The organism is Geothrix fuzhouensis (assembly GCF_024609325.1).
GTDB classification, from domain to species: Bacteria; Acidobacteriota; Holophagae; order Holophagales; family Holophagaceae; genus Geothrix; species Geothrix fuzhouensis.
Genome location: NZ_JANHMQ010000004.1, coordinates 18,256 through 31,492, shown reverse-complemented (window position 1 = coordinate 31,492; position 13,237 = coordinate 18,256). Strand labels below are relative to the sequence as shown.

Below are 13,237 nucleotides of genomic sequence, written 5' to 3'. Positions count from 1 at the left end.
CATGGATCCCATCCCTCCTAGCCCCTGGCACCCCGACCGCCGCTGGGCAGACCCCCTCATCGCGTTCCTGGCCCTCATCACCCTGCTGGTCGTGAACTTCACCCTCCATACCCGCCAGGTGGCGAATGACCGGCCCTCTGCGCGGACCAGCCTCCAAGGCCAGATGCTGGAGGCAGCCCTGGCAGGCCCCCGGCTGCTGGATGGCGCCAAAGTCGGGCAGAAGGAGTGGAGCAGGGCGCGGACACAGCTGGTGGAGCCCTGGGATCGGGCCCTGCTGGCGGTGCTCATGGCGGAATTGGGCGATCCTGACGAGGCTCGCGCGCTCGTCGCGGAGGGCAGCCCGGCCGGGATCGGTGGCGAGCATTTCCGAAAGGCCTTCGCTGCGGCCTACGGAAACGATCCCATCCCAGACACCCCCAGCCGCGAGGATGTGCGGCGGCGACTGGGGAATGGCTATACCGCCACCCTGCTGGAGGCCAGGCTCCAGGACCGAGAGGGGGGCCCCGCCTCTGGCGCGGCCCTGCGCGCTCAGGCTCGCACCACCCTGCTGACCCGCCTCGCGACGCTTGGCAGCCTCGGCTTGCTGGTGCTGGGCCTGGCGGTGGGGGGCCTCGTCATGGGGATCTACCTCTGGACCACCCGCCGACAGCGGCCAACCCGGCCCTTGCCGGATTGGGGCTTGTCGGGCCGGGCGGCAACCCTCGTCTTCCTCGGCTGGTTCATGGCCTTCTTCGCCGCAGGCAATCTGGCATCGCTGGCTCTCATGCCCTGGCCCGCCCTCCGCTGGGCCGTCGTGCCCGTGGGCACCCTCTTCCACGCCACCATCGGGGTTCGCCTGCTCTGCTGGGCCGAAGGGCTCAGCTTCACCGAGCTGTGGCGGCGGCTGGCCCCAGGTTCTCTCCGGCAGAACCTGGCCTGGGGCGCGGCCTTCCTGGCCCTGGCGGTCTTCCTGGTGCTGACTGTGGCGATGGTCACGAGCCTGGTGATGAGGCCCGACCAGAGCCCCCAGCGGGACCTGCAGGAGCTCCTGCGGGGGCTGACCGGGTGGGGCCCCAGCCTGGCCATGTTCGCCGTGGTGGCTGGCCTGGCCCCCTTCTTCGAGGAGCTGCTGTTCCGAGGCTTCCTGTTCCCCGTGATGGCACGCCAGGGCCGGGTCACCGTCGCCTTGTTCGCCTCCGCCCTCCTCTTTGGGGTCATCCATCTGCAGCCCGCCGGCCTGCCCATCCTCAGCACCCTGGGGCTGGTGCTCGCCCTGGCTGTGCGCCGGACTGGAAGCCTATGGCCCGCCATCCTGGTGCATGCCTGCTGGAACGGAACGCTCTTCCTGTTGATGCGGGCCTTCGCCTGACCGGGCCCGATTAGAGCTGGAGGCGCGAGAGGAAGGGCGCCAGCCACCAGAACAGCTGGAGGACCAGGAAGGCCAGAACAACCCATTTCAACACCTGGCCCCAGTCCGTACCTCCGGAGCGAAGCTCGCGCCGGGTGGGTTTCCGGGTGGAGAGGTAGGTCTCCACGGGATCCTCGGCCAGGGTGATCTTCACGGGCGCGGTGCGGCGGGCCCGTGAATCATGGGCTCCGGAACCCTCGGCTGGTGCGGGTTCGGTGGGTCGGAACCGGGTCATGGAGACGCTCCCGCTGCCGTCCTCATCCTGACCCAGGAAGGTGAAGAGCCGGGCCCGCATGCTGACAGGGCCTGGCAACGCGTCGATCAGTTCCTCCATGAACTCCGGCAGGGTGGTGTAGCGATCGTCCGGATCGGCCGCCAGGGCCCGCTTGAACACAGCTGCCATGCGGGGAGAGAGGTCCGGTGGGAGGGCGACCGGCTCCTGGAGGATGTGAAGGATGATCTCGGTGAGCCCGCCGCCCGGATGGGGCAGCTTGCCCGTAAGCAATTCGAAAGCCGTGGCCGCGAAGCTGTAGCGGTCCGAGGCCGGTGTTCCCTCGCTGCCCCGGAGCACCTCCGGCGGTGCGTAAGCGGGAGATCCCAGGAAATCGCCTGAGGAAGTCAGTCGGAGCGCCAGTGTCTGGGCCAGAGCCACCTCACCCTCGTCCATCGGAGCCAGGTCCAAGGACTGCTCGGGACTGAGGCTCATGTGGCCCAGGGTCCGGGCGATGCCGAAGTCCATGAGCTTGGCCCGGCCCTCTTCGCTGAGCAGGATGTTCTCGGGTTTCACGTCACGGTGCACGATGGCCCGGCGGTGGGCGGCGCGCAGGGCACGCATGGCCTGGATCAGCACGCGGGCGCTGGTTTCCGTGTCCAGGTCCCGGTCCTTGATGTGCCGACCGAGGCTTTTGCCCTCCACATATTCCATGGCCAGGAAGGGCCCCAGATCTTCTTCCACGCCTACATCGAAGATCGTCACCAGATTCGGATGGTTGAGCTGGGCGCTGATCTCGGCCTCGCGGCGGAAGCGCAAGGTGGCCTGGTGCCGCGCAGCGCCTGTGACCCGTACCACCTTGATGGCCACGCGACGCTTGAGCAGCGGGTCCTCGGCCAGATAGACGGTCCCCATGCCGCCCTGTCCGATGGGCCGTACAACTTGGTACCTGCCGATGGTTCTTGGATCCGCCATGGAACTGAAATTCTAACCACGAGATCCCCGTCCCAAGCCGGGCTAGAATGGAAGATTCGACATTCTGGAGTTCCCATGGCCGCCCTGCTCGAAGCCATCGAGATCAAACGCAAGATGTTCTTCGAACTCGAAGACACGCCTTTTCACTGCCTGGATGTGGAGATTTCAACGCCCACAGCCCGGGGCGGCCAGACCCTGGTCCGGATCAAGATGCGGAATCTCCTCACCCGAGCCGTCTTCGACAAGACCTTCAAGGCCGGTGACAAGTTCAAGGAACCCGACCTCGTCCTCGCCCCCGCCAGCTACCTCTACAGCGACGGCGACGGATCGCACTTCATGGACCAGGAGACCTACGAGACCCACACGCTGGGTGCCACGCTCATGGGCGATGCGCTCGATTACCTGACCGAAGGCCTCATCGTGCAGATCCAGAAATTCAACGGCAATCCCATCGGCCTCCAGATGCCCAGCCAAGTCGAACTGGCCGTCACCTACACCGAACCTGGTGCCCGGGGCGACACCGCCAGCGGCAACGTCACCAAGCCCGCCAAGCTCGAGACCGGCATCGAGATCAAGGTGCCCCTCTTCATCAAGGAGGGCGAGAAGATCAAGGTGAGCACCGAAACCGGCGAGTTCGCGGGCAGGGCCTAAAGCTTTTGGAGCACAGAGGGCACAGAATTCGCACAGAGGACACAGAAGAGAAGGGCATGAGGCGATTGATGGGATTCATTCGAGGCCACCACGCTCATTCTGCTTTCCCTCTGCGCCTTCTGTGGTTTTCTGCGTCTTCTGTGTTCCCGCTCTTTTTCATGGTTCGGCCATGACCCGCAAGTTCCGCCTCGGCCAGAGCCGGGAGGCCCACGACCTGGACCATCGGGAAGCCTACTCCCGCGAGCGGTCGACGGACAGCAAGCGGCGGCAACGCCATGCCGAGCGGTTGGAGACCGGCATCGAGTCGCATGATGCCAACTCGCTGCTGCGCCTGCCCGATCCCACGCCCTGGATGCACCTGCCCGAGGCCACCCTCATCCAGCGCCATAGCCAGTGGGTGGACCTGGAGCTGGCCGATCGCACGGTGATGCGGGCTACCCTGGGCGGCAAACTCAAGGGCGTGCGCCTCGTCTGCGGCGACCGGGTGCGCTACTCGGTCGTCCCCGTCGAACCGGACGATCCCAGATTCCCCGCCCACCTCCCGGTGCGTGGTGACGGCGGTTCCCCCGAGGCCCAGGTCGTGGCCGTGATGCCACGCAAGACCCTGCTCAAGCGGGGCGGCATCGACGACCGGGAACCCTGGCAGCTCATCTGCGCCAACGCCGACGAACTCTGGATCTGCGCCGCCGTGGTGGACCCCCCCCTCCGCCCCGGTCTGCTGGAGCGGGCCCAGGTGCTGGCCCTCGATGCGGGTCTCACCTTCCGCGTGCTCATCACCAAGCGGGACCGGGCTTCGAAGAAGGACACCCTGCCGGAACTGGACCCGCTGCGTGAGCAGGGGATCTTCATCCACGAGACCTCGGCCCTGAAAGGCGAGGGCCTCGAACCCCTGCGCGAGCTGATCCAGGGCAAGGTGGTGGTGCTCTTGGGTCACAGCGGCGTGGGCAAGAGCACCCTGCTGAACGCCCTCCAGCCCGAGATGGCCTTGAAGACCGGTGGCCTCACCAAGTTCGGCACGGGCAAGCAGACCACCACCGCCGCCCGTTGGCTGGCGCTGGCCTCCGGCGGCACCCTGGTGGACACGCCCGGCATCCGCACCCTCAGCGTCCGGGGGTTCGATCGCACCCTCCTGGCCACCGTGTTTCCCGAATTCCCGGCGGAAGTCCTGGCAGATCCCTGCGCCTTCGACGCCGAGGACGAGGCGACCCTGGACCAACTGGAACTTGATTACCCCGAGCGCCTCCAGAGCCTCCAGCGCCTGTGGCTGGAGATGGAAGACCGCAACCCCAACCAGAACGTGTGGCGCTAGGAGTCGGGATGCAGGACCGCATGCAGTCCGATTCCAGGCTCCTTGGCCTCGTCTACGGGGCCGTCTTCGGGTCCCTGTTTCCGCTCTTCTTCTTCGCCGCACGATCCTTCGCCCGGCGAGAGCGGGCCCACGAGATTGCGGATCAGGTCGCCAACGCCTTCATGACGCTTCGGCCCAAATACCTTGAGGCGATCCTCGGCAACACCTCGCGGGTGCTCGGGCTGCGGCCCACCCATCCCGATGTGGAGCGCACCGCCCGCGAGATGGTTCGCCAGCACGCCCGCGCCTGGGTGGATTTCTTTTTCTACGGCCAGCGACCCGCAGAAGACGCCCTGGCGCAGTTCGCGAGCATTGATGGGCTGGAGCACATGGATGCGGCCATGGCCGAGGGCAAAGGTGTCATCCTCCTCACGGCCCACGCCGGTAACTACGAATTGGGCGGGCTGCTGCTGAAGGCCCGGAACTTGAAGGTCCACGCGGTCTACAAGCCCGACCGCTTTGAAGCGGTAGAGCGCCTCCGGGAACGCCTGCGCGCCCAGGGCGGCGTGGTGGGCCTGCCTGTAGACGGGGTGGGGTTTTCCACCCTGCCCCTGGTGAAGCTCCTCCGCGAAGGGCGGCTGATCGGCATGCAGGGAGACCGGGACTTCAGCCTGAACGGCGTACCCATGCCCTTTTTCGGCCGGGAAGTGCCCTTCCCCCGGGGGCCCTGGGAACTGGCGGCCATGACCGGTGCTCCGATCGTCACCAGCTTCTTCTATACGGACGAAGCCCGGCGCTTCCATGCCCACTTCGGGGCACCCCTCCACATCCTGGGGGGCCGCGGAGAACGGATGGCGGCCATCGAGGCCGGGATGCGATCCTACGTGGCCGATCTGGAGACGCTGATCCGCCGGCATCCCAGCCAGTGGTACTGCTTCTACCCCTTCTGGGACGACCCCGCGCGCGAGCCTGCCCCCCAAGGCGAGGGAAAAACCACCCCGGCGGGGCCTTTGTCGACGGTCATAGGCGTTTGACCTTAAGCTTCAGGGTCCCCGTGACCTGTTTCCGGTCCCAACAAGGAGTCCCATCCATGCGCAGCGCCCTTCCTGTTCTGCTCATCGCCGCGGCCATCATCGGCTGCAATTCCAACAAGTCCCAGGCCCCCGTGGTGGCCGCCCCCATCCAGGGCCAGGCCACCACGCCGGCCCCCGCGCCTTCCGCCGGCCTGTCCGTCACCGGGAAGCTCCTGGAGCGCATCGCCGCCTCACCCTATTCCTACCTGCGAATCCAGACGGCCCAGGGCGAAGTCTGGGCCGCCGTGCCCGAAACCAAGGTCGAGAAGGGTGCCGAGGTCACGGTGACCGGCGCCATGATCATGCGGGACTTCGAATCCAAGACTTTGAAGCGGACCTTCGCCCAGATCTATTTCGGCACCCTGGCCGGCACTGGCCCGGCCGCTGCTCCCGCAGGCGATCCGCATGCCTCCGCAGGCCAGCCGGCGGCGGCCGTGGAAGTGGGCAAGGTCGAGAAGGCTTCCGGAGCAGACGCTCGCACCGTGGCCGAAGTCTGGGCCCAGAAGGGCAGCCTCAAGGGAAAGACGGTCACCGTGCGCGGCAAGGTCGTGAAGTACAACGCCGGCATCATGGGCAAGAACTGGCTGCATCTTCAGGACGGCAGCGGCGATGCGAAGGCTGGCACCAACGACATCACCGTCACCAGCAACGACGGGGCCGCCAAGGGCGATACCGTCACCGTCACGGGCGTGGTGCGCCTGGACAAGGACTTCGGTTCGGGCTATTCCTACGCGGTCCTCGTCGAAGACGCCAAGGTGGTGAAGAAGTAGCCTTCAGTCCTCACGATCCAGACAGCGGGCGCCCCCAGGCGCCCGCTTTTTTGGGCGGGGCCAGGTTGACTTTCAAGACTTCGAAGTTGGCGCTCAGGTCGAAATCCCGAGGCATGATGTAGCTCGGATGCCGGGCGACCACGGGGTGCGCTTCCGACCCCGCCGTTTCATCAACCAGGGGCTGCACGGGAAAACCCACCCGGTAGAAGGCCTTGGCGATCAGGGCCGAGCAGATGACCTCCCGGCTGCTGGAGCTGCCCAGGTACAAGGGGCGCCGCCGCCAGCGGGCCGGCAGCAGGTGGACGGGGGTGAGGTAGCGCCCCAGATCGAAGATGTTGCGCCGGTCATAGCGCAGGCCCAGGTGGCGCAGCATCTCGGCCACCACCTGCTCCAGTTCCCCGGTGGAGAGGCCCTGGGGACGACAGATCCGGAGGTTGTGGTCCGCGTACCAGGCCACGGGCTTCACCTGCACGCCTTCGGCCATATCACTTTCCAGCACGAGGTACGGTGCCTCAACACCGAACTGCTCCAGGGCTTCCTCGGCATGGGGACCACCCCAGCGGAGCAGAGCATCGCCGATATACATCCCCGCGTGGCTCCAGGAGCTCTGGCTGAGCGTCATGATCATGCGGCTGATGCGGGACTTGCCTTCGACCAGCACCACATCCCCGGGGCGGAGGCCGGCCCGGAGCCGGTCCACATCGTTGGGTACGCGCCGCTGGTAGCTGGGCAGCTCGGCCGTGAGGTAATGCACCAGCCCACGGGTCAGTGCGTCATGGAGGAACATGGGTCCCTCCCGTTCTCCGCTAGACGGCGGCGGGGACGGCGGCCAGTTCCTTCGCCCAGGCCGGGACGGTGCGGACGCCCTTGGGCGCCTGCAGGGCCTTCTGGTAGCGGCGGAGCTCGCCTTCGTGGTTGACGATGAAATCGCTTTCCTCGGCGTAGTTGGTGACGGGCAGCCAGGCCGTGGCGGTGCGGCCCAGGTCCGAGGCCTCCGCTTCGAAGGCCAGGCTGAAGGCCGCGGCCTTGAGGATCTGGCCCAGCAGGTCCATCTCCTTCGCGCTGGTGAAGGCGGCGTCGTGCAGCAGCACCACGGCCTTGACCTCGCCCTTCTGCACCTTGGCTAGCAGCTCCTCCAGGGCGCCGAAACGGAAGCCCCGCTCCGTGAAGCCCCGACGGTTCAGGATGCCGTCGCTGCTGGTCTGGTACTTGGGCAGCACCACCGAGATGGTGTTGTCGCCGCTGCCGTAGCGCAGATCCGGAGAGGCAGCCAGCTCACCCAGCCGCTGGGCCGTGTCGCAGCCGAAGGTGCCCTGGCCGATGACGGCCACAGGACCGGCGGCCTGGAGGGCGTCGCGGATGGCATCCAGAGCGGCCGGCGCGCCCTTGAGCGTGGGCACAGGGGCCTGGCCCATACGGTTGTAGTGCGTGTAGGCGTAGCGCTCCGCGTCGCTGATGAAGTGCGTCGTCTCCTTGCCTTCTAGGGGACGGGGCCGGAAGCGGTGGATCTGGTTGGCTTCGTGGTCGATCCAGATGGGGTTGCCCAGGGCCGAGTGACGGCTGATTGAGGGCGTGTTCTTGAGGTACCAGACCCGCTTGCGGAAGCGGAAGTCGCGGCTGGTGAGGGCGCCCACGGGGCAGAGGTCCACCACGTTGCCCGCGTAGGGGTTTTGGTCCAGGGATCTGCCTTCGTAGGTGGTGACTTCGAGATGCGCGCCGCGGTTGGCCACAATGAGCTCACCGCCGCCGCTGATCTCGCGGGTGAAGCGCACGCAGCGGGTGCAGTGGATGCAGCGGTTCTTGTCGATGACGATCTTGGCGCCCAGGTCCTCGTAGCGGTAGCGGCGCTTCACTTCGAACATGCGGGAATCGCCACTGCCGTAGTTGTACGAGTAGTCCTGGAGCTTGCACTCGCCGGCCTGGTCGCAAATGGGGCAGTCCAGCGGGTGGTTCATCAGCAGGAATTCCATCACGCCGGCCCGCGCATCAGCCACGGCGGGCGTGTTGGTGAAGACCTCCATCACCACGGCCTCGGGGTTGTCTTTGGGCGCGGGCGGAACGGTAGTCGTGCAGCTGGTGGCAAGCTTGGGCTGGCCCTTGATCTCCACGAGGCACATGCGGCAGGTGGCCACGGGCGTGAGCGCCGGGTGGTAGCAGTAGTGCGGGATGTCGATGCCCACGGTGCGGCAGGCATCCAGCACCAGCGTGCCGGGGGTCACGCGCAGTTCGACATCGTTGATCTTGATCGTCGGCATGGGCCCACTCCAGGCTTTCCAGAATGGGGCTTGGGGCTCTGCAGGTAAAGGTGGACGCCCCAGCCCCTACCGCGGGCACCAGCTCCACGGAGGAGCCTGAAGTCCAGGGAATCCGTCAGATCCAACGCGTCCCGGCCTCCTGTGGCAGGGATCACATTCGAGATGGGGGCGGCTTTCTGGAGGCCGCCCAACGCTGCAGGCCCCACATCAAAGTCGGCCCCGGACATCCAGCCCTTCCGAAAGGCCTTACAGCATGGGAAAATCAAGGGTTCAGGGGGCGGACATGCCGACGGCATTGATCTCGGTGTACGACAAGACAGGGCTCATGCCCCTGGCCAAGGGCCTGCTGGCCCAGGGCTGGCGGCTGCTGGCCACGGGCGGGACCTTGCGCGCCCTGCAGGAGGCGAAGCTGGAAGCCCAGGAAGTGGCGGCCTACACGGGCGCCCCCGAGTGCTTCGATGGCCGGGTGAAGACCCTGCACCCCCGCATCCACGGCGGACTCCTCTATCGGCGCGACCTGCCGGAACATGTGAACGACGCCAAGGCCCAGGGCATCGAGCCCATCGATCTGGTGGTGATCAACCTCTACCCCTTTGAAGCCACCATCGCCCGGGAAGGCGTGACCGCCGCCGAAGCCATCGAGCAGATCGACATCGGCGGCCCCAGCATGATCCGCAGCGCCTCGAAGAACCATGCGTCGGTCACGGTGCTGACCAGCCCCGACCAGTACGACCCCTTCCTCGACAAGCTCAAGGCTGGTTCCTGGGGCCTGGAGGATCGCCGTCGCTGCGCCCTGGAGGCCTTCCGGCGCACCGCCGCCTACGATGCCGCCATCTCCGCCTGGATGGAGCGGGAATTGACCCGGGACAAGTCCAAGGACCTGCCCCACCACCTCTGCCTGAACCTGGTGCAGAAGCAGGGCCTGCGCTATGGCGAGAACCCCCACCAGGCCGCGGCCTTCTTCGTCGAACCCGGCCGCAAGGTGGAGGGCATGGCCGCCTGCCAGCAGCACCAGGGCAAGGAGCTCAGCTTCAACAACCTGCTCGATGCCGACGCCTGCGCTCGCCTGGTCTGGCAGTTCCCGGCCCCGGCCTGCGTCATCGTCAAGCACAACAATCCCTGCGGCGTGGGGCAGGGCCCCCATGCGCTGGAGGCCTTCATGCGTGCCCAGGCGGGCGACCCCGTCAGCGCCTTCGGAGGCATCGTGGCCTTCAACCGGCCTGTGGGCGTCGAAGTGGCCCGTATCATGGCCCAGAACTTCTGGGAGGTGATTCTGGCCCCGGCCTTCACGGGCGAGGCCCTCGAGGTTTTCGCAGCCAAGAAGCAGCTGCGCATCCTCCAGACGCCGGACCAATGGCCCCAGAGCGCTGAGGGTCTGGATGCCCGCTCTATCGGGGGTGGCTATCTGGTGCAGCGGGCGGATGACGGCTTCGTCCCCTTCGAGGATTGGGAGGTGAAGGCCACTGGCCCCGGCACGAAGCCCCTCGCCGAGGATCTGATGCTGGCCCAGCGAGTGGCCAAGGCCGTGAAGTCCAATGCCATCGTGCTGGTGAAGGACGGCGCCACGGTGGGCATCGGCGCGGGTCAGATGAGCCGCGTGGATTCCGTGGAGATCGCCTGCCGCAAAGCCGGGACCCGGGCCCGGGGCTCCGTGTTGGGCAGCGATGCCTTCTTCCCTTTCGCCGACGGCCTCGAGCTGGCCGCCAGCCACGGGGTCACCGCCTTCGTGGAACCCGGTGGCAGCCTCCGCGACAACGAAGTCATCGCCGCCGCCCAGAAACTCCGTGTCTGGCTCTTCTTCACGGGCATGCGCCACTTTAGGCATTAGGGAAAGATTCACCACCAAGACACCAAGACACCAAGAACTGCTTGGTTTCCCCTCTCGGTATCGCATCCTGCGATACACGAGACAAACAGAACTCTTGGTGTCTTGGTGCCTTGGTGGTTCGCTTTATCTTTTCGGGTATCCCATGAAAACCTCTGAACTCCGCCAGCGATTCCTGCAGTACTTCGAGCGCCAGGGGCACCGGCGGGTGGCCTCCAGCGCGGTCATCGGGCCGGCGGACGACCCCACGGTGATGTGGACGAACTCGGGGATGATCCAGTTCAAGGATGTCTTCCTGGGCAAGGAGAAGCGGGACTACAGCCGCGCCACCACCAGCCAGAAGTGCCTGCGCGCTGGCGGCAAGCACAACGACCTGGATCAGGTGGGCTTCACGGCCCGCCACCACACGTTCTTCGAGATGCTCGGCAACTTCAGCTTCGGGGACTACTTCAAGGCCGACGCCATCCGCTTCGCCTGGGAGTTCGTCACGGGCCCCGTGGACCAGGGCAACCTGGGCCTGGATCCGGCCCATCTCTGGATCACCGTCTTCGAGGGCGCCGACGGCGTGCCCGCCGACACCGAGGCCGAGGAACTGTGGAAGGCCGCCGGCGTGCGACCCGACCGCATCATGCGCTTCGGCAAGAAGGACAACTTCTGGCAGATGGGCGACACCGGCCCCTGCGGCCCCTGCTCGGAGATGCACTACGACCGCGGCGCCCACCTCCTCGGCGATGCCACGCCCAATGGCGAAGGCGACCGGGTCATGGAGATCTGGAACCTCGTCTTCATGCAGTACGAGCGCGACGCCAAGGGCGTCCTCACGCCGCTGCCCCGCCCCAGCATCGACACGGGCATGGGCCTGGAACGCACGGCGAGCATCCTCCAGAACGTCGACACCAACTACGAGATCGACCTGTTCGAGCCCATCTTCGAAGCCATCTGGAAAGCCGCCAAGGTCAGGCCGGAGGAGCGCCGCGAACACACGAACCGCACGGCTTCCCAGGTCATCGCGGACCACATCCGCGCGGCCACCTTCATGTGCTACGACGGCGTGGTGCCCAGCAACGAAGGACGCGGCTATGTGCTGCGCAAGATCGTGCGCCGCGCCCTGCGCTTCGGCCGCAAGCTCGGCATCGAGGGGCTCTTCTTCGCGGACCTGGCGCCGGCGGTGGCCCAGGCCATGGGCGATCAGTACCCTGAGCTGCTGGGCGAGCTGGGCCGCATCCAGAAGTCCCTCCACCGGGAGGAGCAGCAGTTCAGCCAGACGCTGTCCACGGGCCTCAAGATCCTCGAGGCCAGCGACATCACGGGCGGAAAGCTGGCCGGATCCGACATCTTCCGCCTCTACGACACCTACGGTTTCCCGGTGGATCTCGTGGAGGACTGGTGCCGGGAGCGGAGCATCACGCCGGACCTGGGTGGCTTCCAGCAGGAGCTGAACGCCCAGCGCACCCGGGCCCGGGCCGCCATGAAGTCCCACGATCTGCGTCTGGCGGGCGACCTGGCCGTGCTGGCGGAACTGCCCCCCACCGCCTTCACGGGCTACGAACATTTGGACGGTCAGGCCCATGTGGTCGCCCTCTTCGATGCGGCCTTCCATCGCGTCCCGCACCTCACCGGCGAGGGCTATGTCCTGCTGGATCGCACCCCCTTCTACGCCCAATCTGGCGGCCAGGTGGGTGACACGGGCCAGCTCCGCTTCGAGGGCGGGCACGCGGAGGTGCTGGATTGCACGGCCCCGGCCCAGAGGCGGCACCTGCACAAAGTTGCTGTGACGGGCATCCTCCTGGAAAACACGCCGGTCAACGCCCTGGTCCATCCCATCCGCCGCCGGCGGGTGCGGGCTCACCACACGGCCACCCACCTGCTGCATGCGGCTCTGCGCGAGGTGCTGGGCACCCACGTGAAGCAGGCAGGGAGCGTGGTGGACGAGAACCGGCTGCGCTTCGACTTCACCCACTTCGCGCCCCTGGAGCCCGAACAGATCGCGGAGATCGAGCGCCTGACCACCCGTCAGGCTCTGAAATCGATCCCCACCCAGGTAGACGAGATGGACATCGAGGAGGCCCTATCCTTCGGGGCCATGGCCCTCTTCGGCGAGAAATATGGCGATGTGGTGCGCGTGGTGCAGGTGCCGGGCTTCTCCACCGAACTGTGCGGCGGCACCCACGTGGCCAACACCGGGGAGATCGGCGTGGTGAAGATCCTTTCCGAGGGCGCGGTCGCCGCCGGGGTGCGCCGCATCGAGGCCGTGGCTGGCGAGATGGCCCTGGAACTGCTCCAGGCCGACGAGGCCATGATCCACGGTCTCTCTCGGCAGGCCAACTCCGGGCGGGAAGCCCTGCCCGACCTGCTCTCGGCCAAGGACCAGCGCATCACCCAGCTGGAGCGCGATCTGAAGGAGGCCAAGCTCAAGGCCGCCAGCGGCGGGGGCAGCGCCGAGCAGGTGGAACAGGTGAAGGGCATCACGCTGGTCACGGCCGCCGTGGAAGGGCTGGAAGGCAATGCCCTGCGCGAATTCATGGACCAGGTCCGCACCCGCCACCACAGTGCCGTCATCGTCCTGGCCTCCAAAGCCGCCGACGACAAAGTGGCCGCCCTGGTGTCCGTGTCGCCGGATCTGCCCTACGACGCCGGCGCGCTCTTCAAGACCATGCTGCCGGCCTTGAATGGCCGGGGCGGTGGCAAGAAGGACCTGGCCCAGGGGGGCGGCACCAACCCCGCCGGCCTGCCCGAAGCCTTCGCGGCCCTGCGTTCAGTGTTGTAATCCACCCCAGAGATCATCTCTCGCCGCTTGCTTCC

The 13,237-nt window shown here is 66.8% G+C and carries 10 protein-coding genes; 7 read left to right on the top strand and 3 right to left on the bottom strand.

Annotated features, from left to right (window positions below):
• Position 1 precedes the first annotated feature (1 nt).
• Positions 2-1,348, top strand: coding sequence for a CPBP family intramembrane glutamic endopeptidase (locus tag NOV74_RS13310; protein WP_257313370.1), 1,347 nt, complete (start codon positions 2-4; stop codon positions 1,346-1,348).
• 10 nt (positions 1,349-1,358) lie between these two features.
• On the opposite strand, the gene NOV74_RS13305 is transcribed toward NOV74_RS13310, so the two are convergent.
• Positions 1,359-2,573, bottom strand: a complete 1,215-nt coding sequence (locus NOV74_RS13305; protein ID WP_257313367.1) for a serine/threonine-protein kinase — start codon at positions 2,571-2,573, stop codon at positions 1,359-1,361.
• 75 nt (positions 2,574-2,648) lie between these two features.
• Between NOV74_RS13305 and efp the strand changes: the two genes are divergently transcribed.
• The 4 genes from efp (at position 2,649) to NOV74_RS13285 (ending at position 6,355) form a co-directional block, all read left to right on the top strand.
• Positions 2,649-3,224: an elongation factor P gene (gene efp / locus NOV74_RS13300; protein ID WP_257313366.1), complete on the top strand. Its 576-nt coding sequence runs from the start codon at positions 2,649-2,651 to the stop codon at positions 3,222-3,224.
• A gap of 169 nt (positions 3,225-3,393) precedes the next feature.
• Positions 3,394-4,533, top strand: coding sequence for a ribosome small subunit-dependent GTPase A (rsgA, locus tag NOV74_RS13295; RefSeq protein ID WP_257313363.1), 1,140 nt, complete (start codon positions 3,394-3,396; stop codon positions 4,531-4,533).
• A gap of 8 nt (positions 4,534-4,541) precedes the next feature.
• Positions 4,542-5,546, top strand: a complete 1,005-nt coding sequence (locus tag NOV74_RS13290; protein WP_257313361.1) for a lysophospholipid acyltransferase family protein — start codon at positions 4,542-4,544, stop codon at positions 5,544-5,546.
• 56 nt (positions 5,547-5,602) lie between these two features.
• The gene (locus NOV74_RS13285) at positions 5,603-6,355 is read left to right on the top strand and encodes a hypothetical protein (protein ID WP_257313359.1); all 753 of its coding nucleotides are present in this window, start codon (positions 5,603-5,605) and stop codon (positions 6,353-6,355) included.
• 10 nt (positions 6,356-6,365) lie between these two features.
• On the opposite strand, the gene NOV74_RS13280 is transcribed toward NOV74_RS13285, so the two are convergent.
• Both NOV74_RS13280 and NOV74_RS13275 read right to left on the bottom strand, forming a co-directional pair.
• A complete protein-coding gene (locus tag NOV74_RS13280) occupies positions 6,366-7,142 on the bottom strand; it encodes a YiiX/YebB-like N1pC/P60 family cysteine hydrolase (RefSeq protein ID WP_257313357.1) in 777 nt (258 codons plus the stop codon).
• Positions 7,143-7,161: 19 nt separating this feature from the next.
• Positions 7,162-8,610, bottom strand: coding sequence for an NADH-quinone oxidoreductase subunit G (locus tag NOV74_RS13275; RefSeq protein WP_257313355.1), 1,449 nt, complete (start codon positions 8,608-8,610; stop codon positions 7,162-7,164).
• A 283-nt stretch (positions 8,611-8,893) separates the two neighbouring features.
• Here NOV74_RS13275 and purH point away from each other — a divergent pair, with 283 nt between their 5' ends.
• Both purH and alaS read left to right on the top strand, forming a co-directional pair.
• Positions 8,894-10,438 carry a bifunctional phosphoribosylaminoimidazolecarboxamide formyltransferase/IMP cyclohydrolase gene (purH, locus tag NOV74_RS13270; protein ID WP_257313354.1) on the top strand — a complete coding sequence of 515 codons (1,545 nt, stop codon included), beginning with the start codon at positions 8,894-8,896 and terminating at the stop codon, positions 10,436-10,438.
• Positions 10,439-10,580: 142 nt separating this feature from the next.
• On the top strand, positions 10,581-13,202 hold the full coding sequence (gene alaS / locus NOV74_RS13265; protein ID WP_257313352.1) for an alanine--tRNA ligase: 2,622 nt from the start codon (positions 10,581-10,583) through the stop codon (positions 13,200-13,202).
• Positions 13,203-13,237 lie beyond the last annotated feature (35 nt).

Bases quoted from the DNA above. Each gene is read 5' to 3' on its own strand.
- NOV74_RS13310 (WP_257313370.1), top strand. From the start codon at position 2: ATGGATCCCATCCCTCCTAGCCCCTGGCACCCCGACCGCCGCTGGGCA.
- NOV74_RS13305 (WP_257313367.1), bottom strand. From the start codon at position 2,573: ATGGCGGATCCAAGAACCATCGGCAGGTACCAAGTTGTACGGCCCATC.
- efp (WP_257313366.1), top strand. From the start codon at position 2,649: ATGGCCGCCCTGCTCGAAGCCATCGAGATCAAACGCAAGATGTTCTTC.
- rsgA (WP_257313363.1), top strand. From the start codon at position 3,394: ATGACCCGCAAGTTCCGCCTCGGCCAGAGCCGGGAGGCCCACGACCTG.
- NOV74_RS13290 (WP_257313361.1), top strand. From the start codon at position 4,542: ATGCAGGACCGCATGCAGTCCGATTCCAGGCTCCTTGGCCTCGTCTAC.
- NOV74_RS13285 (WP_257313359.1), top strand. From the start codon at position 5,603: ATGCGCAGCGCCCTTCCTGTTCTGCTCATCGCCGCGGCCATCATCGGC.
- NOV74_RS13280 (WP_257313357.1), bottom strand. From the start codon at position 7,142: ATGTTCCTCCATGACGCACTGACCCGTGGGCTGGTGCATTACCTCACG.
- NOV74_RS13275 (WP_257313355.1), bottom strand. From the start codon at position 8,610: ATGCCGACGATCAAGATCAACGATGTCGAACTGCGCGTGACCCCCGGC.
- purH (WP_257313354.1), top strand. From the start codon at position 8,894: ATGCCGACGGCATTGATCTCGGTGTACGACAAGACAGGGCTCATGCCC.
- alaS (WP_257313352.1), top strand. From the start codon at position 10,581: ATGAAAACCTCTGAACTCCGCCAGCGATTCCTGCAGTACTTCGAGCGC.